The 22,709-nt window shown below is 64.7% G+C and carries 16 protein-coding genes; 6 read left to right on the top strand and 10 right to left on the bottom strand.

The annotated features are described in order from the left end of the window. Positions 1–9: 9 nt before the first annotated feature. The 3 genes from JAB6_RS05960 to JAB6_RS05950 are packed head-to-tail and all read right to left on the bottom strand — an operon-like array spanning position 10 to position 3,902. A complete protein-coding gene (locus JAB6_RS05960) occupies positions 10–1,539 on the bottom strand; it encodes a TIGR03016 family PEP-CTERM system-associated outer membrane protein (protein ID WP_070301751.1) in 1,530 nt (509 codons plus the stop codon). Further along, the gene (locus JAB6_RS05955) at positions 1,523–2,356 is read right to left on the bottom strand and encodes an XrtA-associated tyrosine autokinase (RefSeq protein ID WP_070301750.1); all 834 of its coding nucleotides are present in this window, start codon (positions 2,354–2,356) and stop codon (positions 1,523–1,525) included. Before JAB6_RS05955 ends, JAB6_RS05960 begins: the two co-directional genes overlap by 17 nt. Positions 2,357–2,372: 16 nt before the next feature. Continuing rightward, positions 2,373–3,902: an XrtA system polysaccharide chain length determinant gene (locus tag JAB6_RS05950; RefSeq protein ID WP_034748388.1), complete on the bottom strand. Its 1,530-nt coding sequence runs from the start codon at positions 3,900–3,902 to the stop codon at positions 2,373–2,375. A 254-nt stretch (positions 3,903–4,156) separates the two neighbouring features. On the opposite strand from JAB6_RS05950, the gene JAB6_RS05945 reads away from it, so the two are divergent. Together JAB6_RS05945 and JAB6_RS05940 are read left to right on the top strand one after the other, a co-directional pair. Next, positions 4,157–4,780: an XrtA/PEP-CTERM system exopolysaccharide export protein gene (locus JAB6_RS05945; RefSeq protein WP_034748384.1), complete on the top strand. Its 624-nt coding sequence runs from the start codon at positions 4,157–4,159 to the stop codon at positions 4,778–4,780. Between the two features lie 200 nt (positions 4,781–4,980). Further along, a complete protein-coding gene (locus JAB6_RS05940; RefSeq protein WP_070301749.1) occupies positions 4,981–5,727 on the top strand; it encodes a long-chain N-acyl amino acid synthase in 747 nt (248 codons plus the stop codon). A gap of 4 nt (positions 5,728–5,731) precedes the next feature. Here JAB6_RS05940 and JAB6_RS05935 read toward each other — a convergent pair whose 3' ends face one another. Genes JAB6_RS05935 through prsT form a run of 3 tightly spaced genes read right to left on the bottom strand, consistent with a single transcriptional unit; the run spans position 5,732 to position 11,688 of the window. Beyond that, entirely contained in the window at positions 5,732–6,508 is a 777-nt protein-coding gene (locus tag JAB6_RS05935) for a serine protease (protein WP_070301748.1), read from the bottom strand. Next, the gene (locus JAB6_RS05930; protein ID WP_070301747.1) at positions 6,505–8,901 is read right to left on the bottom strand and encodes a hypothetical protein; all 2,397 of its coding nucleotides are present in this window, start codon (positions 8,899–8,901) and stop codon (positions 6,505–6,507) included. The genes JAB6_RS05935 and JAB6_RS05930 overlap by 4 nt, the downstream gene beginning before the upstream one ends. A 3-nt stretch (positions 8,902–8,904) precedes the next feature. Next, positions 8,905–11,688: an XrtA/PEP-CTERM system TPR-repeat protein PrsT gene (prsT, locus tag JAB6_RS05925; RefSeq protein ID WP_070301746.1), complete on the bottom strand. Its 2,784-nt coding sequence runs from the start codon at positions 11,686–11,688 to the stop codon at positions 8,905–8,907. A 241-nt stretch (positions 11,689–11,929) separates the two neighbouring features. On the opposite strand from prsT, the gene JAB6_RS05920 reads away from it, so the two are divergent. Further along, positions 11,930–13,258 carry a nucleotide sugar dehydrogenase gene (locus tag JAB6_RS05920; RefSeq protein WP_070301745.1) on the top strand — a complete coding sequence of 443 codons (1,329 nt, stop codon included), beginning with the start codon at positions 11,930–11,932 and terminating at the stop codon, positions 13,256–13,258. Continuing rightward, entirely contained in the window at positions 13,258–14,493 is a 1,236-nt protein-coding gene (locus JAB6_RS05915; RefSeq protein ID WP_070301744.1) for an SDR family oxidoreductase, read from the top strand. The genes JAB6_RS05920 and JAB6_RS05915 overlap by 1 nt, the downstream gene beginning before the upstream one ends. 86 nt (positions 14,494–14,579) lie before the next feature. Here the strand turns inward: JAB6_RS05915 and JAB6_RS05910 are convergent, their stop codons facing one another. From JAB6_RS05910 to JAB6_RS05900, 3 genes are read right to left on the bottom strand one after another with little or no spacing between them, the layout of a single operon-like run. Beyond that, positions 14,580–16,058, bottom strand: a complete 1,479-nt coding sequence (locus tag JAB6_RS05910; RefSeq protein ID WP_070301743.1) for a SpoVR family protein — start codon at positions 16,056–16,058, stop codon at positions 14,580–14,582. Then, a complete protein-coding gene (locus tag JAB6_RS05905) occupies positions 16,055–17,272 on the bottom strand; it encodes a DUF444 family protein (protein ID WP_083292561.1) in 1,218 nt (405 codons plus the stop codon). Before JAB6_RS05905 ends, JAB6_RS05910 begins: the two co-directional genes overlap by 4 nt. 2 nt (positions 17,273–17,274) lie before the next feature. Next, complete coding sequence (locus JAB6_RS05900) at positions 17,275–19,230, bottom strand: serine protein kinase (protein ID WP_083292560.1); 1,956 nt, start codon at positions 19,228–19,230, stop codon at positions 17,275–17,277. A gap of 256 nt (positions 19,231–19,486) precedes the next feature. Here JAB6_RS05900 and JAB6_RS05895 point away from each other — a divergent pair, with 256 nt between their 5' ends. Together JAB6_RS05895 and JAB6_RS05890 are read left to right on the top strand one after the other, a co-directional pair. Then, complete coding sequence (locus JAB6_RS05895) at positions 19,487–20,668, top strand: S1 family peptidase (RefSeq protein WP_254671487.1); 1,182 nt, start codon at positions 19,487–19,489, stop codon at positions 20,666–20,668. A 167-nt stretch (positions 20,669–20,835) separates the two neighbouring features. Next, positions 20,836–21,168: a hypothetical protein gene (locus tag JAB6_RS05890; protein WP_139143299.1), complete on the top strand. Its 333-nt coding sequence runs from the start codon at positions 20,836–20,838 to the stop codon at positions 21,166–21,168. Between the two features lie 91 nt (positions 21,169–21,259). Here JAB6_RS05890 and JAB6_RS05885 read toward each other — a convergent pair whose 3' ends face one another. Further along, positions 21,260–22,696 (bottom strand): catalase, encoded by a 1,437-nt coding sequence (locus tag JAB6_RS05885; protein ID WP_034748363.1) that lies wholly within the window; start codon positions 22,694–22,696, stop codon positions 21,260–21,262. Positions 22,697–22,709 lie beyond the last annotated feature (13 nt).

Genomic DNA, 22,709 nt, shown 5'->3' with positions numbered 1-22,709 from the left:
GCGGGCTCCTTAGAATTGCATGGTGAGCGTGGCGCTGACGCCGTTTTCGCGGTAGTCGCCGCCGCGGTTGCTGGCGTGCCGCGTGTGCCGCACGTCGATGCTGGCCGTCATGTTCGGCTGCAGGATGCGCGTGTAGCCGGCCGTCAAGGTGACGTTGTTGTCGCGCCGGGGCACGCTCAGCGAGCGCACGCTGGCGTAGCCGGCATTGACATTCACGCTGGTGCGCGAACTGGCTTGCCAGCTCCAGCCCACATTGCCGCCGATCTGGCGCGTGCGGTCTTCGCTGCCGAATTCCACGCCGGGCAGCAAGCCGCTGTCGATGCCGCTGGCCGTTTGCGCCGTGCGGTCGACGGCCGTGATGCCGGCGATCATCGTGCTTTTCGCCGTGGCGCGCGCCATCGTCAGCTTCAGCTGCTTTTGCAGGAAATAGCGGTGGCTGAAGTAATTGATGGCGCCCCGTTCCGGCCCCAGGCTGTTGGCGTAGCGCAGGAAGGCATCAATGCGCAGGCGCCGGTCGCGCGCATTGGGAAAGATGCCGCGCCACAATTGATCGAGCAACTGGCCCGCGTCGCGGTTGCCCAGGCGCGAAAACTGCGTGGGCATGGTGGTGATGTTTTCGCTGTAGTTCAGCTGCCAGTTGGTATGGCGCTGCAGGAACGTGGCGTCCAGGCTGTAGGTGGTGCCAAAGAAGCGCTTGCCCGTGCTGAAGGCGACGCTGGTGCGCGGCGACGGCGTCCACACGCCGCCCAGCGACCAGAAGCGGCCCTCGGGCGCCTTTCCGCTGGCCGAGATATAACCTTCCTTTTCCATGCCGCCGCTGGCCGTGGCCGACCATTTGCTGCTGAATGGATAGCGCAGGCCCACGCTGCTGCGCTGCATGCGCACGGGCGCCAGCTTGCTGTCCTGCGTGCGGCGCACGTCGTGGCTGGCGTTCCATGTCCAGCCGGTGCCGCGCGGCTCGCCGCTGAGCAGCAATTCCATTTCATCGCTGTGTACGGACAGCAAGTCGCCGCCGCTGTCGACCGTGTTGCGCGTATAGCGCAGCTCGGCCGTGGCCAGGCCGCGGAAACGGTGGCGCAGATACGGGCTGATGCCGGTGGTGCGCACGGTGCTGGCATTGTCCGTGTCGGGCAGGTCGTCGATCAATTGGGGGCCGAACGGCGAGATGTTGCGCCGGCTCACGCTGGCGTTGGCATCGATGAAGAACCAGTCCTTCACCAGCTCGGCGTCGGCCGAGGCCTGCAGTTCGTGGTTGTCGGTATCGGCCCGTTGTCCGGACAGGTATTTGTGCCAGCTGTAATCGAGGTGCACGCGCAGGCGGGGGCCCGTGCCGATGAGGGCGATGGCGGGCGCGATTTCCGTGATGAAGTCCGACTGCGCCTTGCCGGGCGGCGCGCGCAAGGCATTGTCCGTATAGCTTTCGCGCAGGCGCAGCGACGGTTTTGCCAGCCAGTCGATGGCACTGGCCGGTACGGGCAGCAGCAGCGACAGCAAGGGCAGCAGCGGTAGCGAGCCCCGGCGGCTAGTCGTAATGGCCATAGCCGTAGTAGTCGTTGCCGGGGAACGATTTGGTCTTGTTGTAGATCAAATGAATGTGTTCGCACGACTCGATCTGCCGCAGCGCTTCCTTGACGGCGTGCTGGGTCGTCGTTTCCGCCTCGACCACCATCACCACTTGGCCCATCTGCCCCACCAGCGCGTGCGCTTCGCTGGTGATCAGCAGGGGCGGCGAATCGAAGACGACGATGCGGTCGCCATAGCGGCTGGCGATTTCTGCCAGCAAGCGGCTCATGGCGCGGCTGGCCAGCAATTCCGTCGCGTGCTTGTTGCTGCGCCCGGCGGGAAGGATGCTCAGATTGGCCACGTTGGTTTTCAGGATCACGTCGGCCATGGCCAGTTGCGGGTCCAGCAGCACGTCCATCAGCCCCGGCTCCGGCGGCAGGCCCAGCACCTTCAGCACGGACGGGCGCGCCACATCGGCATCGACCAGCAGTACCGTGATATCGAGTTCCATGGCGATGCTCATGGCCAGGTTGACGGCGCAGTAGGTCTTGCCTTCGCCCGGCATGGCGCTGGTGACGACGATCAGGTTGCCGTGGCGGATGGCGTCGCTGCCGCTGGGGCGCGCCTGGCGCAGCAGCGGGCGCTTGATGATGCGGAAATCCTCGGCCACGGCGCTGCGCCCGCCATCGTGCGTGAGCATGCCTTGCTCGGCCAGCCGGGCCAGGTTCAGGGCGCGGTAGCGGGGCGACCGGCTTGCATCCGCGCCATCCGTACCGTTCACTGTATAAGGCACGCTGGCCTCGGCCACGCCGAGGATCGTGGGTTCGTGCTTGCCGCTGTCCTTGCTGCTCATCGTCGCTCCCTTGGATCTAGAATTTCAGCAGCGCGGCCGTCATGACCCCGCCGTACAGGACGAACAGGCTGCCCAGGCAGGCGCCGAAGCCATAGCGGGCGCGGCGGCGGCGTACCTGCTGCAGCGGCGTCCAGTTCATCGATACCGTGCCCAGCACGTTCAAGCCTGTGGCATCGCGCAGTTCGGAGGGGCTGAGGAAGGTGGGGCGCACCTGGCTGATGAGCAAGGCCGTGGCGACGCCGGCCACCAGGGCCGCGCCCAGCGCCGCGCTGAACAGCAGCGGGCGGTTCGGGCCGACGGGCGCATATTGCACCGTGGGCGGGTCGATGATCTTGAAGGCCATCATGTCGGTGGTGGAACTGAGTTCGCCCGACAGCTTGGCCGCTTCGCGCCGGCCGATCAGCTTTTCATAGTTTTCCTTGTTGATGATGTAGTCGCGGTTGAGCTGCGCCAGCTGCGATTCCACCTCGGGCACGGCATTGCTTTGTGCCAGCAGGCGCTCGTTGCGCGCGCTGTATTCCTGCACGCGGGCGCGGATGGCGGCCACCTTGGCGTCCGCATCCGTCAGCGCCACCTTCAGCTGCTGCAGCATGGGGCTGTAGTTCTTGCCCGGGTCGCCGGACGCCGCTTTCAGCTTGTTTTCCTCGATCTTGCGTTCTTCCAGCTGGGCCACCAGGCGCTTCGAGGCGATGATGTCGGGATGCAGTTCGGTAAATTGCATGCGCAGGCTGTCGAGGTTCTTGTTGATCGAGGCGATGCGCTCGTCGAGCTCGGGATTCGTGATGGCCGACGCGCTGGGCTCCAGGTCGAGCACGGGCTCGTCGCCCTCGATCTGGCTCTGGATGGCCTTGCGTGCCTGTTCCGCCTCGACCAGTTCCAGTTTGGCATTGTTCAGGCTATCGGACGACATCAGCAGCTGGCTGCCATAGTCGATGCCCTGGCGCGGCAGCAGCAGGTTGTTGCGGATCTTGAATTCCTTCACCAGGTTTTCCGCCGCGCTCAGCTTGTCCTCGTAATTCTTGATCTGCTCGTCGATGAACTGCACCGCCTTTTGCGAATCGCCTTTCTTTCCCTGGAAGCTGCCTTCGACAAAGATGGTCAGCAGGCTTTGCACGACGTCGCGCACGAGCTTAGGGTCGCGTCCGCTGTAGCTGATGGTGTAGATGTCATACGCGTTGGTGCCCGTGATCTTGATGCGGCTCATCAAGTTGTCCAGCTGGGCTTCGTGCTCGCGCACGGTCTTCGAGTCCAGGTCGAGGTCGACCATGCGCATGACGCGCTCCACGTTCGGGCGGCTGAGCAGGGTGCGGCTCATGATGGCCACCTGCTGTTCCGTGTTCGGCACGCTGGTCATGCCGGCCATCAACGGCTTGAGGATAGTTTGCGTATCGACAAACACGCGCGCCGACGTCTGGTAATCGTCGGGCAGGGTGATCACCTTGATGAAGCCGCCGATGGCCACCAGCCACGCCACCAGCACCGCATGCCAGCGGTACTTCCAGATGCCTTTCAAGCCGGAAAGCAGTTGCTGTATCAATTCTTCCATGTCGCTTCCTTCAGGTAACGGTGCTGCCCGGTAGATGGGTTGGCGGCGCGGACAACGACGGCGTCTTGCAAGAAATACTTGCTTGTTGAGTAAGCAAAGTATAGGGCGGCTGTGGAGCAAGATTTCCGAAGATGATTGCTTCTTGATACGCCTCAAGGTTCACTTGCCGGGTTTTAATAATCATAGGAAGTTCGCGGCCCAGGCTGGTTCTGCGGGGCCGGCCATGGACGCGCATCGACTCGAAGAGGCTCCGCATGAATCCATTTCGCCGTGCATTTGTCTGCAACACGCTGGTCCTGGCGGGCGCCGCCAGCCTGCTGGGCGCCTGCCGCACGCGCCATCCGCTGGCGCCTTCCGACGACAGCGCCCCCATGCACGATTACCTGATCGGCCCGGGCGACTCCGTCAACATCATCGTCTGGCGCAATCCGGAAGTGTCGCTGACGGTGGCCGTGCGGCCGGACGGCAAGATCACCACGCCGCTGGTCGAGGATTTGCCCGCCAGCGGCAAGACATCGACCCAGCTGGCGCGCGATATCGAGCAAGCCTTGAGCAAGTTCATCCAGCAGCCCGTGGTGACGGTCATCGTCACGAACTTCTCGGGGCCATATGGCGAGCAGATCCGCGTCATCGGCGAGGCGGCCAAGCCGCAGGCGCTGCCGTACCGGCTGGGCATGTCGCTGATGGACGTGCTCATCGCCGTCGGCGGCATCACCGACTTCGCGGCCGGCAACAAGGCCAGCATCATCCGGGTACGCGAAGGCAACCAGCAGCAGCTGCGGGTGCGGCTCGACGATTTGCTGAAGGAAGGCGATATTTCCGCCAACGTCATGATGCGGCCGGGCGACGTGTTATTGATACCGGAAAGCTTTTTTTAACAGCAAGCTCGTCAATATCAAAACAGCAATTATATTTGCCATTTTGTACTTATAGACAAATTTCATCGTGTTATTTTGCTATCCAAAGGCAAATTTCTTCTGTTTTTTTAGCTATTGCTGGGAACTTCTCTAGTTTTTCTCTTGTCACAAGGCATTGGCTTCAGTCCGTCTCGACGGCTGCCGATGAACGTGAGGACAAGATGAGCTTTGAAGATGAACCCATAATTTCCTTCGACACGCCAGGCAACTTCAGTGACCTGGTGGTGGGCGAGGGGCAGATCGACCCGGCCATGGAGCACGAGCTCGACCTGCAGCGCTTTCATATCCGCATGGCCAATTCGCGTGGCCGGCGCGAAGCGGCCAGTTTGCTGATCCGCAAGATGTACGGCTGGCGCGGCTATGCCGTCGATCCTTGCACGGCGCATGCGCTGAATAAAATCACGCTGTTTGCGGAAACGGCCGGCACCACCGTCGGCACCATGACCTTGTGCCTCGATAACGACGAGACGGGCTTGCCCGCCGATGAAAACTTCCGCGACAAGCTCGACGTCCTGCGCGAGCAAGGCCGGCGCCTGTGCGAACCGTCGCGCCTGGCCATCGACAAGGGCGTGAGCAAGCGCGTGTTTGCGGCGCTGATTCATATTTCTTATATCTATGCTCACAATATTCACGGCTTTACGGATTACGTGATCGAAGTCAACCCGCGCCATGTGGTGTTTTACAAGCGCATGCTGGGTTTCCAGGACTTCGGCGGCGAGCGCGAGTGCACGCGCGTGGGGGCGCCGGCCGTGCTGCTACGGCTGGACCTCGATTACATGGGGGCCCAGATCCGTAAATTCGGTGGCCTGATGGAACAGCATGGGGGTGAACGGTCGTTTTACCCCTTTTTTTTTCCGACATGGGATGAGCCCGGTATTACTGACCGGTTGAGGCAGGGGCGCAACTGACGATTCATTTATTCTTCAGCAAGATCGCCTGCATGTGGCTGCTTGGAATCGCGTACGTGATGCCGCTGGGCGCGCTGATGGCTGCCTCTTTGAGGCCCTTGACGTACACCATGTTGACGATGCCGTAGACGAGACCGGTCTCGGGATCGAACAAGGGGCTGCCGCTGCTGCCCGGATACGCCGTCGCGTCTAGCTGGAACACGGTGTACGGCGCCTTTTGCAGCTGCGCCAGGCGCCGGACGTCGAGGCGCTGCGCGTTTTCGCTGGGCATGACCACCGGTGTCAGCGATGACACGGTGGCGCGGTGCGTCACGTGGCGCAGCCCGAGCAAGGTGCCTAATGGAAATCCCGTAAAGGCCATGGCCTGGCCTTCGCGCACCGTGGCCGCGTCGCCCAGCGCCAGGGCGGGCAGGGGCGCGCCCACCAGGCGCAGCAAGGCCAGGTCGTGTTCCGTGTCCAGCGCCTGGACCTTGGCGGGGCGAAATTGCGTTACGTCGCCCTGGCCTGTGAGTATGCCGATGACCTCGTTCGGATTGGCGTCGAGCAGTTTCTGGATCACATGGGCGCAAGTGAGCACGCTCAGGCCGTCACCCGTCACGAAACCCGTGCCGATGAAGTTCATCGGCGGCGTGCGCGTCTTTTGCAGGTTGCCCACGCCGACGATCGATGGTTTGATGCGCGCGATGGTTTGCGCCAGCGGCGCATCGGCGCGGCACGGCGCGCTGGCCAAGGCCAGGCAAAACAGGAGGGCGGACAAGCATGTAAACGGCAGGGCTTTCATGGCGGCGCACTTTCAACTTGAGGAGGTGGCACGGGCTGCAGCAGCGCGCACAGCAGCATCAGGTAGCACAGCAGGGCGATGCGCGGCACGTCGAGCAGGCTGTCGAACAGGCCGACGACGAGAAAACCCAGCAGGGCGGCGGCGCACGCCAGCGCGCCTGCATCGCCGCGCGCGGCCTGGCGCAGCAGGCGCCGGCCGGCCAGAACCAGCAGGGCCAGCGTGGACAGGGCGCCGCACCAGCCCGTTTCTATCAGCAAATGCAGTGCCATGCTCTTGATATGCCACGGCAAGTGGTGGTGGTCGCTGCTGAAAAACCAGTAATTATTGGCTTGCGTAAAGCTCCCGTTGGCGATCAGTTCTTCGCCGCCCGGCGCGCGCAAGCTCAGATTGTCGACTTCGAGCACGGATGAGGTGGCCGTGCCGCTGGCCGCCAGTTCCAGCTGCACGGGCGGACGCATCAGCCAGGCACCGGCACCTAGCCAGGCGCTGTCGAACGGCACTTCGTAGTGCTGCCAACCGCCGGGCTGGGTACCAGGCGGCACAGGCCGCAGGCGCAGCGGAACGTTCACGCAGCCCTGGGCGTACAGCAATTGCCGCTGGCACAGGCGCACCAGCAGCACGGGCATGGGTCCCGTGCGCCGCACGTCGAGCGCCAAAGTGTAGTGCGTGGCGGGCTGCACGGGCAGCCGCTGCAGCAGCCGCAGCAATTCGCCATAGCCGGCGCTGTAGCCGGGACTGGCCAGGCGCACATACCGGTTTTCCCCATCTTCCGCATACGCGATGCTGGCCGGCACCTCGCGCTGGGGATTGTGCCAGTAATACGTGGCGGGAAAGCTGCCGCTACCCATGCCGAACAGGCGGTCGCCCCAGTCGGACGGCTGCATGGCCAGCGCCTGCCGCCAATGGCGCAAGCGGCCTTGCATGTCGAAGGCCGTGGTGGCGAAACGTTCGGTGGCGTAGTAGCTGGCCGACACGGGTATGGCCAGCAGCAGCAGGATGCCGGCCGCGCCCACGATGCTGAGGCTGGCGCGGTCCAGCCGCCACAGCGGGGGGCGCAGGCGTCCGTTGCACAGCATCAGCATGGCCAGCAGCACGACCAGGCCGGCCGGCAGCAGGGCCGGCGGTCCCGCCCAGTGCCAGCCTATCCAGGCGAGATTGCATGCCAGCATGGTCCACGCCATAATCGCCAGCCCCAGCCTGGCGGGTTCCTTGCCAGCCTTGCCGCCGGCACTACCGGGCCACAGCGCGCCCACCAGCAGCATGGCGGCCAGCAAGCCTTGCAGGCACAACGCGCACAGCACGCTGGCAGGCGCCAGGCGCCACGGCAAGGGCCGCGCGGCCAGCACGAAGCTGGCCGCGAGCAGGACGACGGCGGCCAGCAAGCCCCGGTAGCCGGCCAGGCTGAACATGTACACGAGCAGGACGGTGCCCAGGCCGGCCAGCAGCAGTCTCAGCAACACTCCGCGCCTGGGCGACTGGGAAGGGACGCGCCGCGCCGCGCCGGGCGCCGTCCGCAGGGTTTGCCAGAATCCCAGCAGCATGGCCGCGGCCAGGGCCGCGTACAAGCCCCGGGAAAAGGTCGTGAACGCCGCGTGCAGGGCCAGGGCCAGCAGCAGCATGGCCAGCACCGCCTGCCAGCGGCTGCTGGCGCGCGCCAGCCACAGCGCGGCAAACGGCAGGCTCAGGGCCAGGTAGCCGTCCAGCGCGGCGCCACCCGTGTGCATGGCGGAAAACGGCGCCGTGATGCGGTAGTCGCTCGACAGGTTCGACAGGCCGGGAAACACAGTCCGTTCCCATAGCGCGAACAGCGACACCATGGCCAGTCCGGCCAGCATGCCCGGCAACGCGTAGCGGCGCAAGGCGGACGCGGACGCGTCGCGCAGCAGCAGCGGCAACAGCAGCATGCTCCAGGCCCAGGCCTTGCCCAGCCGCAAACTGTTGTAGGGGCTCAGGTAATTATCCCAGGCATTCAGGTCGAACGGCGCCAGCGGCAGGACGCCGCGCAACAGCGCCGCCAGCCAGGCCAGGCTGCACAGCAGCAAACTGGCGCGGGCGGCGGGCGAGAGCCGCGCCGCTGCCGGGTGGGCCGGTCCGCCCAGGCGCCAATAACCGCAGGCCACGGTCAGCAACAGCAGCACGTCGATTTCTTCAAGGAAGAACCAGCCCGTCCACGGCGCCAGGTCCAGCACGGGCAGCAGGGCGGGCACGCAGAACAGCCAGCAGGCGGGACGCCAGCACAGCAGCAGGAAATATGCGGGCAGCAGGGCGGCAAACAACAGGCCGGGCCAGCCGTGCCCCAGCGGATAGTGGCGCAAGGCCAGCATGCAGGCCGCGCCCGCCAGCAGGGCCAGCGGCCGCGCTGCCAGGCCGGGCATGGCAGCGTGCACAGCCATGGCTTACAGCTGGGTCAGCAAGGCCTGCGCCTCGGCCCGCTGTGGAAAGTCCTTGTTGGCGGCCAGCAGTTGTTCCAGCTGCTTGCGCGCACCGCCCTTGTCGCCCGATTTCGCCAGGGCAGCGCCCAGGTGGTACTGCACTTCGGGCGACTTCGGCGCCAGTTCCGCCGCCTTGCGCAGCAGGGCTGTGGCGCGCTTGACGTCGCCTTGCTGCAGCACGATCCAGCCCAGGGTGTCGAGCACGGCGGGATTGCCGGGCGACAGCTTCAGTGCCTGCTCGGCCGTGGCCTGCGCGCGCGGATCTTTTTCCTGCTGATACGCCCACGCCAGGTCGTTCAGCGCCACCACGTTATCCGTGTCCTTGGCAACCACATACTGGAAGTGCTCGATGGCGGCGCGGTATTGCTTGGCCGCCAGCCGGGTGCCCGCCAGGTAGGTGCGCGTCGGCAAGTCTTCCGGATGCTCCTTCAGCCAGGTGGCCATGCGCGCATCGGCTTCGCGCTCTTGCCCGGAAGCCTGCAAGGCGCGGTACAGCTGCACCTGCAACGGGCCGATGGGGCTGATGCCGAACGCGTGCTGGTACAGCTTGACGGCTTGCTGCGGCAGCTTTTGCTCCATCAGCACGTCGCCCTCGAGCTTGTAGCCGGCCGCCAGCTTCGGCTGCTGTTCCTGCACTTGCCGCGCCACGGCCAGCGCCTCGCGCTGGCGGTTCAGATTCAGCAACAGTGCCACTTCCACCACGCGCGCTTCGAGCAGGGTCGGGTCAATCACTTGCGCCCGCTTGACGGCTTGCAGCGCATTCTGGTGGTCGCCCAGCGCCAGATGCAGGCTGGCGATGCGCATCTGCAAGGGCGCGGACGTGGTCTGTATGCTGGCCAGCTTGTTGTAGCTGTCGAGCGCGGCTGGCGCCTGGCCGGCGCTGTATTCCACCTGGGCGCGCAGGGCCAGCGCATCGGCGTCGCCCGGATGGCCCGTCTGCAAGGTGCGCGCCAGTTCCAGCGCCTTGTCGGGCGCGCCCGTCTTCAAGTAGAAGTTACTCAGGAGCAGGGCCGGCGCGACGGCGTCCGGATTGTCGCGGTGGCCCCGCTCCAGCCAGCGCCGCGCCTCTTCCGTCTTGCCCTGCGACGCGGCCAGCTTGGCCAGCGCCGCGCACAGGTCGGCATTTTTCGGCGCCTTCGTCAGCGCCTTTTCGAAACGCTGTTTTGCCTGCTCCGGCTTTTTCTCGGCCAGGTCGATCTGCGCCAGGTTGTTCAAGGCGGGCAGGTAGACGGGGTCCATGCTCAGCGCTTGCTCGAAACTGGCGCGCGCGGCCGGTAAGTCGCGCAAGGCCAGGTAGACGCCGCCTTTCAGGTTCAGCAGCAGGGGATTCGTGCCTTTCTGCTGCTCCTCCATCATCTTGACGCTGGCCAGCGCCTTGTCGTTCTGCTTGTTGCGCAGCAAGGTCATCACCAGCATGGTGCCCGCTTGTGGCGTGCTCTTGTCGAGCATGCTGGCGCGTTCCAGTTCATTGATGGCGCGGCTGTTCTCTCCCATGCCCAGGCGGCTGATGCCCAGCGCCGCATGCAGCTTGGCCGTGTCCGGCGCAAGGGTACTGGCCTGTTCGAAATACGCGGTCGCCTTGTCGTAGCGGCGCGCGCGCAAGTGGGCTTCTCCGGCCAGCGACAGCAATTCCACGTCTTCCGGGAAGGCGGCCAGCATCGGTTGCAGCAAATCGATGGCGGCGTCGGTCTTGCCACGCATCAATTCGATCGACGCCATCATCTTGACGGCATACAAATGCCTGGGATACACGGCCAGGAAGCGCCGCAAATAGTTTTCCGCCTGCGGCGGCGAGCCGAGCGCCAGTTGCACGGCGCCGGCCAGCAGGATGGACGGCATGTGGTCGGGCGCCGCCTTGAGCACCAGCTGCAAGGCTTGCAGGGCCGCCTTGTTCTTGCCCTGGCGAAAATCGAGCAGCGCCTGGGCTTGCAGCAGGCCCAGGCTGTTGGGCGCCGTCTTGCGCGCCGTGGCCAGCTGGGCCGACGCTTCCGCATAGCGGTTTTCCACGATATCGAGGTTGGCCAGGTCGATGTGCGCCTGGGTATTGTCCGGTTTTATCTTGAGGATCTGCATGTAGGCGAGCCGCGCCGGGCCGTTCTTGCCTTGCAGGCGCAGCAGGTCGCCCTGCAGGCGCAAGGCGTCGAGGTTGGCGGGCGCGGTTTTCAAGGCTTGCGCCAGCAGCAGCTCGGCCGCCGGCACCTGGTGGTCGAGCGCCGACAGGCGCGCCAGGCCCAGCAATGCCTCGACCTGGTCGGGATGGGCTTCGAGCAGGCGCGAGTACAGGGCGTGCGCCTCGTCCTGGCGGCCCAGGGCCAGCAAGGCATCGCCGCGCAGGGCCAGCATGCTGGCGGGCTGCGCCGCATCATCGGCAATCTCGGCCAGTACCTTGTCGAACTGGCCCAGCATCAGCCAGGCCTTGCCCAGCAGTGGCATCACTTGCTGCGATGCGAGGCCCAGCGACTTTGCCTTGCGCAATTCCTTCTCGGCAGACAGCGCTTCGCCCGTGTCGATATAGATGCTGCCCAGCAGCAAGCGGGCGGCCGCATTGTCCGGCTCCTTTTGCAGCAGGTTCTTCAACTGGATGATGGCGGCCCGCGCTTCGCCTTTCTGGCGGTACTGCTGTGCGTCGGCCAGCAGGCTTTCGCTGCTCTGCGTGCCGTGGCAAGCCGTCAGCAGGGGCAGCAGCAAAGTACAGCACAGCGCGGCGGCCGGCAGGCCAGGGAAAGGGCGGGGCAGGGTAAAGGCCATGGAAATCTCCGGTAGCGGCGTGCGTGGACGATTAGCCGATTCGCGATGGGCGATGGGCATGGCCTAGCTTAAAAAGATGGCCGCCGGACTCCTTGATTGCGCTCAACAAGCCGCTGATTGTCCGCGCGCATGCTGGCCGCCGGCCCGTGTTTCTTGTTCCCGCTCAAGAATGGCCCGATTGGCAACCGTAGAATTTCCCGGACGGCGATGCTCGTGCCGCAACCATTCGGAGCACATGCATATGGACAGCAAGGTGGATAGCAACGCGAATAGCAAGGTGATTGGCAAGGGCGGCGTGGTGGCCGTGGTGGGGCTCGGCTATGTGGGCTTGCAGCTGGCCGTGGCGTTTGGCATGCGCCAGCGCACGATCGGCTTTGACTTATCGGCACGCAAGGTGGAAAGCTACCGCAGCCATGTCGACCCGACCGGTGAAGTCAGCACGGAACAGCTGCGCGCGGCGCAATGGCTGAGCGTCGGCTGCGATCCGGCCGAGCTGGAACTGGCCGATTTCATCGTCGTGGCCGTGCCCACGCCCGTCGACAGCGCGCACAATCCTGATTTCTCGGCCCTGGCCGGCGCCAGCGCGGCCGTCGGCCGGCACATGCGGCGCGGCGTCATCGTCATCTACGAGTCCACCGTGTATCCGGGCGCCACCGAGGAAATCTGCATCCCCATCCTCGAACAGCATTCGGGCCTGCGCTGGAAGGAAGACTTTCATGTGGGCTTTTCACCCGAGCGCATCAACCCCGGCGACAAGGACCATACCCTGCACAGCATCCGCAAGGTGGTCTCGGGCGACGACGACGCCACCCTGGACCAGGTGGCCGCCCTGTACGAAGGCGTGGTAGAGGCGGGCGTGCACCGGGCGTCGAGCATCAAGGTGGCCGAGGCGGCCAAGGTGATCGAAAACACGCAGCGCGACCTGAACATCGCGCTGATGAACGAACTGGCCATCATCTTCGACCGCATCGGCATCGACACCCTGGAAGTGCTGCAGGCGGCGGGCACGAAATGGAATTTCCTGCCGTTCCGGCCCGGCCTGGTGGGCGGGCACTGCATCGGCGTCGACCCATACTATTTGACGCACAAGGCGGAAATGCTGGGCTACCACCCTCACGTGATCCTGGCCGGGCGCCGCATCAACGACGGCATGGCCAAGTTCGTGGCGGAAAAAACCATCAAGGAAATGGTGCGTGCCGGCTTCAAATTGAAAGGTTCGCACGTCAACGTGCTGGGCCTGACCTTCAAGGAAAATTGCCCGGACCTGCGCAACTCGAAAGTGGTCGACATGATCCACGAACTGCAATCGTACGGCGTGCAGGTGCACGTGCACGACCCCGTCGCCGATGGCCGCGAAGCGCTGGAAGAATACGGTTTATTGCTGGAAAGCTGGGAACAGCTGCCGCAGGCAGAGGCCATCATCAGCGCCGTCTCGCACCAGGCCTTGCTGGCCCGTCCGCTGGCCGACTTCCAGGCCAAGGTGCTGGAAAATGGTTGCTTCATCGACATCAAATCGCATTTCGACCCCCGGCCGCTGGAAGACGGCGGCCTGCACGTGTGGCGGCTGTGATGGCGGCCGACACCTTCGATCGGGCCGCAAACGCGGCGCGAAGCGCCTCCGCTGGCGATCCGGCTGCCGGCGCCTATGCGCAAGCCTGCGAACAACTGAACAAGGAACCTCGGCGCTGGCTGGTGACGGGCGTGGCCGGCTTCATCGGTTCGCACCTGCTGGAAACCTTGCTGAAGCTGGGACAGGAAGTGCGCGGCCTCGATAATTTCATGACGGGCCACCGCCACAACCTGGAACAGGTGCGCGCCAGCGTGGGCGAGCAGGCGTGGCAGCGCTTCACCTTCATCGAAGGCGATATCCGCGACCCGCAGGCATGCGCGCGCGCGTGCGGCGCGCCTGCACCGGTGCAGGCCACCTGCAGTGGTGATGGTGAGGCAGACGCAGGTACAGATACGACCGCTGGCGGCGGCGTCAGCAGCGGCAGCTTGGCCGAGCGCGGCCGTGCCGGTGCGGGCGGCCCCGTCGCCGCCGTCGATTTTGTGCTGCACCAGGCGGCGCTCGGTTCCGTCTCGCGTTCGCTGGAAGACCCGCTGCTGTGCCACGCCGTCAATGTCAGCGGCTTCCTGAACATGCTGGCCGCCGCGCGCGACGCGGGCGTGCGGCGCTTCGTATATGCGGCCTCGAGCGCCACGTATGGCGACCATCCAGCCCTGCCGAAAGTGGAACAGCACATCGGCGCGCCGCTGTCGCCGTATGCCTTGAGCAAATATGTCAACGAGTTGTATGCGCAAGTGTACGCGCGCTGCTACGCCATGCAGACGGTAGGGCTGCGCTATTTCAATGTCTTCGGTCCGCGCCAGGATCCGCTGGGCGCTTATGCGGCCGTCATTCCCCGCTGGATCGCCGCCATGCTGGATAACCAGGCCGTGCACATCCATGGCGACGGCGCCACCAGCCGCGACTTCTGCTTCGTGCACAATGCCGTGCAAGCCAATATCCTGGCCGCCACCGGCACCGACCCGGCAGCCGTCAACCAGGTCTACAACGTAGCCGTCAACGCCCGCACCAGCCTGACGCAGCTGCACGCCGCCATGCAGCAGATGCTGCTTGCCGCCCGCCCGCAGCACGTGCCGCTGGCGCCGCACTATGGCGAATTTCGCGCCGGCGACGTGCGCCATTCGCAGGCGGACATCGCCAAGGCGGCCCGCCTGCTCGGCTATGTCCCCACGCACAACCTGGCGCAAGGCTTGCGGCAGACCATCGCCTGGTATGTGGAGCAGGCTGAACGGGCTTGAATGGCAAGCTTGCCACGCGTGTGGTACAAGCCTGCCGGGTACACCCTGATATCCGCCAGACCGCCTGCCGTTCAGTGGTTCAGTATTCAGCGTTGCGCAGGCGGCGCTGCCGGCATGGTTGACGCAGGCGACGCGGGCGGCTCCGGTACGCCTTCGGTCTTGCTGCGCAGAACCCGGGGCGTGCCGCGGAAATCGGCCGTATGCAGGGTGACGGGACGGCGCCAGACGCGGGCGATGTACGCCAGCACCTGCTCCGCCCGCTCCAGGTCGAGGCCGCGCCCGTCGCGCTGGTGATCGTGGCGCAGTACCAGGCTGCCGTCGTCGTTGAGCAGGGTGGCGGCGATGCACGGCGCGCCATAGTTGTATTTGGGCGCCAGGATGGCTTCGCGGATGGCCAGCAAGTCGCGGCTGGCCATTCGTGTTTCGCCATCGCGGCGGCTTTCATGCACGAACAGGCCCAGGCGGTCAGCCAGTTCACCATCCAGATAGTTGCGAATGAAACTGCAGTCGTCGTCGTCGCGGCAAATCTGGCGCGCCCGCGCCAGTCCTTGGCGCTCGATGATGTGTTCCCACATGCAAAAACCCAGGTGATAGGGGTTGACGGCCAGCGCCTGCTGGTGCTCGCCCGCGTAAGGGCGCACCACGTCCGAGTGCGACTTGATGGCGGACAGGTACAGGGCCGGCGGCAGGAAGTCGGCTTCGCGCAGCAGCCGCGCATGCCAGTAAGAGGCCCAGCCTTCGTTCATGATTTGGCAGGCGTACACGGGATAAAAGTAAAACGACTCTTCGCGCACGGCCAGGAAAATGTCGCGTTCCCAGTTAGCCAATTCCGGCCCATATTGCGCGATAAACCAGAGTAAATCGTATTCGGGCTGCGGCGGTACGAGGGGGCGCTGCGCCAGCCGTGCCCGCGCCGCCTCGTGCGCCGCCAGCGCGGCCGCTTCACCGGGCAAGCGCTGGTAACGCCGCGCAAAAGGATCGTCTGCGCCGGCCCCGTCTTGCGTGCCGGCCACACCGGCTGGCCCGGATAGCGTGGCATAGGGCGGGCGGTGCAGTTCGGCATGGATGTCCACATGCTGTTCCAGCGCCAGTGCCGCGTCGAGCACGGCTTCCACCTGCTCCTGTCCGTGCCGTTGCAGCGCCATTTCGAGACGCTGCGCCCGCGCCGCGCTTTGTTCCAGGATGTGCTGGCCCGCCATGGCGCCGAAACGCAGGAACAGGGCATTGCGGCTGGCAAAGTCGGCGTGGCCCAGCACATGGGCCGTGACGAGGGTGTTTTCCGCCACGGAATTGTGCTCGGCCATGTAGGCATGGCAAGGGTCGCCGGGAAACATGACTTCGAACATATGCGAGTTGCCCATCTTTTGATGCACGAGCTGGTGGATGTAGCGCACGCCGAACGACCAGTGGCGCATGCGCACGGGCAAGCCATAGATGGCGATCTCGGCCATGAAGCTGTCCGGTACCAGCTCGAACTCGACCGGCGCAAACTCCAGTCCCAGTTCCCGCGCCAGCGCTTCGATGCGCGCCGCGTAGCCATCCAGGTTGGCTGTGTCAGACGTCATGCCGTTTCCTCCGTATCGGCCGCCTCGTGCTGGAAAAAGGTGCGGATAGCCGCCCAGATATCGTCATTCCTGCTGAGAATGCTGCTATGCAAGGGCAAGCCGCGCCGTTGCTGCTCGGCAAACAAGCTGTGCATTTCCGTTTCCAGGCTGCGCGGCACGCCGGGCACGGTTTCCACATAGCCCATATAGTTGAGCAAGGCGGCCAGTTCACCGAGGGCCAGGCTGGCCGCTCCCCGGTCTTCGCTGAAATTCTCGCCATCGGATGCATAGAACAGGTAGGCGTTGTAGCGTCCCGGTGCGTAGTGTTCCTGCAGCAATTCGCGGCTCAGGCGAAAGGCGGTGGACGCCACGGTGCCGCCCATGCCATTGACCTGGAAGAACTCGGCTTCGGAAAATTCCCAGGCCCGCGTCGTATGCGCGATAAAGCGCGCTTCCACGCGCGCATATCTGCGGCGCAAGCCCTGCAAGGCAAAGAAAAAGAAGGATTTGGCCAGCTTGCGCTCGGCCTGCGCCATGCTGGCCGATACGTCCAGCACGAAAAACACGACGGCATTCGTGCTGGGCCGGGGCAGTGGCTGCACCTGGCGGTAGCGCAAGTCGTCATTGGTGAAAGGCACGGGTTGCGCTTGCAGGGCGCGCCGCTTGATCGCTTCCTTGACGGTGCGCCGCCGGTCCAGCCGCGAACGGGCGCCATGTCGGTCCAGGCCGCTACGCACGAGCCGTACGTCGTCGATAGCGCCCAGGTGGCGCGGTTTCAGGTGCGGCAGCTCGAAAGCGTCCCATAGCCAGTCGAGTATATCGTCAATGGCAAACTCGAGCAGCAGGCGCACGGCTCCCTCGCCATCGCCGCCTTCGCCTTGCATTCCGGCCTCGCCCGTGGTGGCGGGACGGGCTGCGCGCAGGATATCGCCGGGCTGGCCGCCACCCTGGCCCGCGCCTACGCTGTTGCGCGCGGGTGCCAGGCGGAAACGCGCATGTTCGAGCAGGTGCATGGGTACTTGCACCGTGCGCTGCTGCGGCCCGCCGATCAGGTCAGGCGTGGCGATCAATTCGGGCAAATGCGCCTGCACGGCGTCGCCCACTTTCTGGTTGTGGCGCAGCCAGTCGCGCGCGCCACGCGAGAACAGCCCGTACCAGGGGCGGGCCAGGGCTGGCGCGGACGATCCCACTGGGTTATTGTGCTTGCCGCTGCCTGGCGAGGTCGTGGCGGACATGGCTATTCCTGCGCCAGCAAGGTGGTCACGTAGTTGAGCGCTTCGCGCGCGCTGTGGGCGTCATAGCCATATTCGTCGACCAGGCGCTGTTCGACGGCGGAGATCCTGGCCCGCACGTCGTCATCGGGCCGCTTGGCCGAGCCCACGAGGCGCAGCACGTCGCGCCGCTGCTCGAACAGATATTGCTGGATGGCGTCGTGCAATTGCGCATGGCTGCCCAGGCCAAACGCCTCGCCCCGCTTGAAGGCGCTCATGGCCTTGCGTACCACTTCTTGGCGGAAAGATTGCTTGCCCGAGTCGCTGATGTGGATTTTCTCTTCCACTGCGCGCAGGAAGCGCTCGTCGGGACGGCGTTCTTCGCTGGTGATGGGATCGCGGATCTGGCGATTGTCGAGCATGGCTTCGACTTCATCGAGATATTTGTTCAGCAAGTCTTGCGCTTCCTGCTCGAACGATACGAACAGGGCCTTGTGCACGTCAGCCTTGACCCAGCGGTTATAGAAATCCTTGCGTGTGAGCACCAGGTAATCGACCCACTTGCGCTTGCGCCGCGGTTCGATGCGCGCATCGCTTTCGATGCCATCTTTCAGGGCCAGCAGCACGTCCATGGTGGACAGGCTGTTGCGCTGGGCGGAAATGATGGCGTGCGACAGGGCATTGATGACGAAACGGGGCGATACGCCCGACAGGCCTTCGTCGGGCGCCTTGTCGCGTTCGCGCACGCGGCGGATGTCGGCATGCTGCAGGTCGTCGACGTCTTCGTCGGCGTATATGCGCAGTTTCTTGACCAGTTCGGCTTCCTTGTCGTCGCCCTCAGGCAAGCGGCTGAGGATGGCAAACACGGCCGCCGCATGCAGCACGTGCGGATCGAGGTGCACATCGCGGAAGGCGGGCGCGGCCGCCTGGATCAGCTTGCGGTAGATGCGCGCTTCTTCGCGGTAATTGAGCGTGTACGGCACTTGCACGATGACCATGCGGTCGAGCAAGGCCTCGTTTTCGCTTTCTTGCAGGAATTTGCGAAATTCGGCCAGATTCGTGTGCGCGAGGATGGTTTCGTCGAGGTAAATCAGGGGAAAGCGCGACACCTTGACATTCTTTTCCTGCGTCAGGGTCAGCAGCAGGTAGAGGAATTCCCGCTTGACCTTGAGGATCTCGATCATTTCCAGCATGCCGCGGCTGGCCGCATACACGGCGCCCGACCACGACCAGGCGCGCGGATCGCCTTCGTCGCCGTACTGCGCCACTTTCGACAGGTCGACGGAGCCGACGAGGTCGGCCAGGTCGGCCGTGGTGGGATCGTGCGGCGCATACGTGCCGATGCCGCAGCGGCCCGCCTCGGACAGGTGGATGCGCTCGACGGGCATGCGCAGGAAGTCGCCCGCGTACTGTTCTTCCAGGCGGGCGCGGCAATGGGGGCACAGTTCGCCGTGCAGCTCGGCATCATAGCTGGCGCGAAAGTCGGCGCGCATGCTGTGCGGCACCAGGTGCAGCGGCGATTCGTGCACGGGACAGCCGGCGATGCCGTACAGCGCGCCTTCGCTGCTGTGGCTGTATTCTTCCAGCCCCCGCTTGAGCAGGATCACCATGGTCGACTTGCCGCCCGACGGCGGGCCCAGCAACAGCAGCATGCGCCGGCCCACTTCGGAGCCGGCGGCGGCCGCCTTGAAGTAGGCGGCGACGCGGTCGATCGCCTCGTCGATGCCGAACAGCTCGTCGTCGAACAGGCGGCAGCGGAAACGTCCGGCATCGTCCGTCTGGCCGTTCCAGCGCATCATGTCCCACAGGTACTGGTGCGCGCTGCGCGTCAGCAGAGCCGCGCGGCCGGGCAGGATCTGCTCGATGAAGTCGGCAAAACTGCCGCGCCATGGACTGATGCGGTGCTTTTCCGCCCAGGCCGCCATGCCGTGCATAAAACCGGCATGCTGGTCCGCAGGCGCGTCGTCGGATTGGCGTGTCATACCAGGGCTCGTCATTGTTCCCCCATCCATACCGTTGCTGCCGTGGAGCAGACCCAATTCCAGCCTGCCAGCCAAGTATACGGCGCTGCCTCTGCCCGCACGCCTGATCTGGCTCAACCTTGACGAGGGAACTATTTTTATCCTTGCTGCCCCCGCTGGGACAGGGCGGCCATGTGTCGGCGCGGTTCAACCCAGATCAATACCGGCCCGCGCGGCCAGCCCACACTGGTGTTTCGGAACGACCTACGAGGAGAGCATGATGATTGGCAACGAGAATGGTTTCAGCGCCCCGCCTGGCGGTAGCGGCAGGGGACAAAGCGCGGACGATGAAGAGGCCGTCGGCCAATTTGCCGCCCCCGGCGAAGACGACAATACGATCGAGAGCGCGTCCGTCTCGGACGTGCCCGACGCCTTGAGCGGTGTCAGCATGGAATTGCTGGAAATCAAGCGCAGCATCGAAGACGGCATGCGCCAGTCCATCTCCCAGGCGGCCGGCGTGCGCGCGGCCGATGCCTTCAGCGACGGCGGCAATATCCAGGGCGTGTCCATCGGCCTGGGCGAGGGCGCCAGCGACAGCTCGTCCGGCGAGCCGGGCTTGCCGGCCCTGACCCTGTACGTGGCCGAGCCCACTTCCGTCGACCGCGCCAAGGCCGCCATCGTGGGCGCCATGGGCGTGCGCGCCGTGTCCAGCGACAGGGTGCCCGTCAACATCGTCGTCACGGGCGTGATCGATGCGCAGCCGCACCGTTTCCGCTTGCGCCCCGCGCCGGGCGGCGTGTCGGTCGGGCATTTCCGCATCACGGCCGGCACCATCGGCTGCCTGGCCGTGGGGCGCAGCGCGCCGCGCAACAGCCGCTTGATGATCCTTAGCAACAATCACGTGCTGGCCAATTCCAACGGCGGCGTCTTCAACGACTGCATCGTGCAACCTGGCCCCATCGACGGCGGCCGCTGTCCCCAAGACCAGGTGGCCGTGCTCGAGCGCTTCGTGCCCATCAATTTCAGCGGTGGCGTCAATTTCGTCGATTGCGCTACCGGCTGGGCCTGGCCAGACAGGGTGCGTCCCGAACTGGTCTACCTGAGCGGCGGCGTGCCCGCGTACTTCCGCATCAGCAATGCGCTGGTGGCGCCCGCGCTGGGCATGATGGTCGGCAAGTCGGGCCGCACGACGCAATTGACGCAGGGCCGCATCACGGGCCTGGGCGCCACCATCAACGTCAATTACGGCGGCGGCAGGATCGCGCTGTTCCAGGACCAGATCGCCATCACGGGCGTGAGCGGGGCGTTCAGCGCGGGCGGCGATTCCGGTTCCTCCATCTGGACCTGGAACCAGCAGCGCAATCCCGTCGGTTTGCTGTTTGCCGGCGGCAATAACATCACCTTTGCCAACCAGATGCGGCGGGTGGTGGTGGCGCTCGACATCAATTTGTATACTTGAACCCTTGAGGAGACGGCGCGGCGCAGGTGTCGCGCCGCCTCGTCCTTGTATAACGCTGTTTTTTGCACGATGATGATGGTATGAGGGGCAGCAGCCATGTGCCCGGCGAACGGCGCTGCGGCGCACGATGGCCGGGTGTATCATGGAAGGCATCAGGAGGGTGGGTCATGTCAAACAGTAAATTCGCACAATCGCCCTATGGCGTCTTCGAGGACGCCGCCATGCCGTATTTGCCGGATGAGACTCTTGGACACGGCATGGGGCAATATGCTCCTGCCGCGCCCCAGGGCCGGCTGGAAGCGGCAAAGCGGCGCAACGAGCGGGCGCTGATGGCCATCGATGGCGTGGAAGGCGTCAGCGTGGGGCAGACGGCCGTGGGCAAGGAAGCGCTCGTCGTGTATCTGCGCGACTCGTCCGTCAAGCGGCGCGTGCCGTCGCAGGTCGAGGGCTATCCGGTGGAAACGAACATCACGGGCCAGATCGATATCCAGCGCTGGTAGGCAGCAAGCGGGCCTGAACACCTTGCCGCGGAGCGTTGCGTTGTGATGGAAGGCCTGTTGCCAGGCCTTCCATGCAGTCTTGCAGCCTGCCTTATTTGCTCAGGCGGCCGATTGCTTCGGCCACGCCCGCGCCATAGGCGGGGTCGCACAGGGTGCAGTTGCCGATGTGGCGTTGCTTGACTTGCTCTGACGCGCCCGAGATGGCGCGCGCCGTGTTGTCGAACAAGGCTTGCTGCTGCGCCGCGGTCATCAGGCGGAACAGGGCGCGCGGCTGCGAATAGTAATCCTCGTCGACTCTGTGGTTCCAGTGGTCGGCCGCGCCTTCGATGCTCAATGGCGGCTCGCGGAAGTCCGGCTGCTCGGCCCATTCCTGCTCGCTGTTCGGTTCATAGCCTAGGGTGCCGCCCATGTTGCCGTCGACGCGCATCTGGCCGTCACGGTGGTAGCTGTGGAACGGGCATTTCGGCGCGTTGACAGGGATATGGCTGTGGTTGACGCCGAGTCGGTAGCGCTGCGCGTCGCCATATGAGAACAGCCGGCCTTGCAGCATCTTGTCCGGCGAAAAGCTGATGCCGGGCACCACGTTGGCCGGGTTGAAGGCCGCCTGTTCCACTTCCGCAAAATGGTTGTCGGCATTGCGGTTCAGTTCCAGCACACCCACTTCGATCAGCGGATAGTCGCCGTGCGGCCACACTTTCGACAGGTCGAACGGGTTAAGGTGATACGTGCCTGCCTCTTTTTCCGGCATGATCTGCACGTACAGGGTCCAGCGGGGGAAATCCTTGTTTTCGATGCTTTCGTACAAGTCGCGGTGCGAGCTTTCGCGGTCCTTGCCGACCAGTTCTTCGGCTTCCGCGTCCGTCAGGTTTTGAATCCCTTGCTGGGTTTTCAAGGTGAACTTGACCCAGAAACGCTCGTTTTGCGCATTCAGGAAGCTGAAAGTGTGGCTGCCGAAGCCGTGCATATGGCGGAAGCTGCGCGGCAAGCCACGGTCGCTCATCACCACCGTGACCTGGTGCAGGGCTTCAGGCAGCGAGGTCCAGAAATCCCAGTTGCTGTTGGCACTGCGCAAGCCGGTGCGCGGGTCGCGCTTGATGGCGTGATTCAGATCGGGAAATTTCAATGGGTCGCGCATGAAGAAGACGGGCGTGTTGTTGCCGACCAGGTCCCAGTTGCCTTCTTCCGTGTAGAACTTCAGGGCAAAGCCGCGGATATCGCGTTCCGCGTCCGCCGCGCCCCGTTCGCCGGCCACCGTGGAAAAGCGCGCGAACATCGGCGTTTTCTTGCCCACTTCGCCGAAGATTTTCGCCCGCGTGTAGCGCGTGATGTCGTGCGTGACGGTAAACGTGCCGTACGCGCCGGAACCCTTGGCATGCATGCGGCGCTCGGGGATGACTTCGCGGTCGAAGTGGGCCAGCTTTTCCAGGAACCACACATCTTGCAGCAGGGCGGGGCCGCGTGGACCGGCCGTCTGGATGTTCTGATTGTCGGGAACAGGCGCGCCAAAGGCGGTGGTCAGCTTTTTCATTGGACTCTTTCTT

It is taken from the genome of Janthinobacterium sp. HH104 (assembly GCF_001758715.1).
GTDB classification, from domain to species: domain Bacteria; phylum Pseudomonadota; class Gammaproteobacteria; order Burkholderiales; family Burkholderiaceae_D; genus Janthinobacterium; species Janthinobacterium aestuarii.
This window is presented reverse-complemented; position numbering and strand designations above follow the sequence as displayed.